At 70.3% G+C, this 1,302-nt stretch carries 1 protein-coding gene; it reads right to left on the reverse strand.

The genetic code is table 11. The features are described from left to right. On the reverse strand, window positions 1–1,302 hold a 1,302-nt coding region (asnB, locus tag A5701_RS19320), incomplete at both ends, for an asparagine synthase (glutamine-hydrolyzing) (protein ID WP_067757366.1).

Genomic DNA, 1,302 nt, shown 5'->3' on the forward strand with positions numbered 1-1,302 from the left:
TGCGGGCGTTGCCGTAATAGCGCTCCTCGAGGGTCAGCGAGCCGCGGTGCAGCAGGCTCTTGCCCCGCATCCCCTCCGGCAGCGGCTTGGACACCTTGCCCATCGACCGCCGCAGCGGCCGCGGCAGGTAGTCGAACGGCTTGAGCGACAACGGTTCCCGGTAGATCGTGTAGCCGCCGAACAGTTCGTCGGCCCCCTCCCCGGACAGCACCACCTTGACGTGCTTGCGGGCCTCACGGGCGACGAAGAACAGCGGCACCAGCGCGGGGTCGGCCACCGGTTCGTCGAGATACCAGACGATTTCGGGCAGGGCCGCGACGAATTCGTCCGGGTGCACCACCTTTGCGATGTGGCGGGCGCCGATCGCCTCGGCGGAGGCCACCGCGACGTCGATCTCGGAGAAACCCTCCCGCTCGAAACCGGTGGTGAAGGTGATCAGCTTGGGGTTGTGCCGGATGGCCAGCGCCGCGATCGCGGTGGAGTCGATGCCGCCGGACAGAAACGCCCCGACGGTGACGTCGGCGCGCATGTGCTTGGCCACCGAGTCCTCGAGCACCGCGGTGATCTCGTCGTAGCGGACCTGTTCGGTGTCCCGGCTCATCGGCACCGCGGCGAACCTCGGCACGAAATAGCGGGTGACCTCCGGCGGCCGCCCGGCCGTGATCCGCGCGTAGCAGCCCGATTCGAGCCGGCGCACCCCGCGGTGCAGCGTCTCGGGCTCGGGCACGTACTGCAGCACGGTGTAGTGCTGCACGGCCCGCCGATCGATCCCGGTGTCGAACCCGACCAGTTCGGCGAGGTCCAGCAGGCATTTCTTCTCACTGGCCACCGCGGTGCCCCCGGCGCCGGTCGCCATGAAGAGCGGCTTGATGCCGAATGGGTCTCGGGCGCAGAACAATTCGAGCGTGGCGGTGTCCCACAGGGCGAAGGCGAACATGCCGCGTAGCCGGGTGAGCACGTCGGCGCCCCAGTAGTGGTATCCGGCGACGATGGCCTCGGCGTCGCCGTCGGTGGCGAAGGCGGCGCCGTGCGCGGTGGCCAGCTCGTCGCGCAGCTCGAGGTAGTTGTAGATCTCGCCGTTGAACACCAGCACGTAGCGGTCGGGCGCCTCCGGCGGACCCCACCGCAGCGGCTGGTGCGAATGCGCGATGTCGATGATCGACAGCCGGTTGAAGCCGAACACGACGGCCCCGTCGGCGCCCGGGTCGGTCCAGGTGCCCGGCTCGTCGGGGCCGCGGTGGCGCATCAGATGCGACGCGCGGGCGATCGCACCGTCGGCCCGGGCGGCGGCGTCGGCGCCGG

It is taken from the genome of Mycobacterium sp. E3305 (genome assembly GCF_001666785.1).
GTDB lineage: Bacteria > Actinomycetota > Actinomycetes > Mycobacteriales > Mycobacteriaceae > Mycobacterium.